This window comes from Bradyrhizobium campsiandrae (assembly GCF_014529705.1).
GTDB classification, from domain to species: Bacteria; Pseudomonadota; Alphaproteobacteria; order Rhizobiales; family Xanthobacteraceae; genus Bradyrhizobium; species Bradyrhizobium campsiandrae.
Map to the genome: position 1 here is coordinate 1 of NZ_JAANIH010000254.1, position 400 is coordinate 400.

Genomic DNA, 400 nt, shown 5'->3' on the forward strand with positions numbered 1-400 from the left:
ATTAATTTGTATCCTTCAGGCAAAGTGAATCCTGTTTGGATAAGCGTATATATCTTTTCGACTCCCGCTAGGTACGTTTCATTTGTATAGTGATGGATTGCAAAACGGTATGTTTCTTTCCAGGCAGTTTGGCTTTCTTCTTCCTCTTGATCAATCATCTCGATCATCGTTGTAGGCATTTCAACTTGGTCACGCATTACAATAGAAACATCTAGTCCGCCTTTTTCCTGGAGCATTATTCTCACTGCTTCCAAAACTCTCATGAAGCTCAAACTCTTCACCAAGCGTTCACTCCTTTAAAACAGAAAGCAAAGTTCGGTCAAGACCACATTTAATAATTTATTCCTCCGAACTTTACTTTCCAAAATAGAAGATTTGTTTATCTCAACGGATTTAAATC

General features: G+C 37.8%; 1 protein-coding gene. It reads right to left on the reverse strand.

Annotated elements, in window-relative coordinates; genetic code table 11:
- Positions 1 to 281 (reverse strand): protein LmaB (gene lmaB / locus G8O24_RS47325; protein ID WP_188108451.1); only part of this gene is annotated, 281 nt, incomplete at its 3' end.
- Positions 282 to 400: the final 119 nt, after the last annotated feature.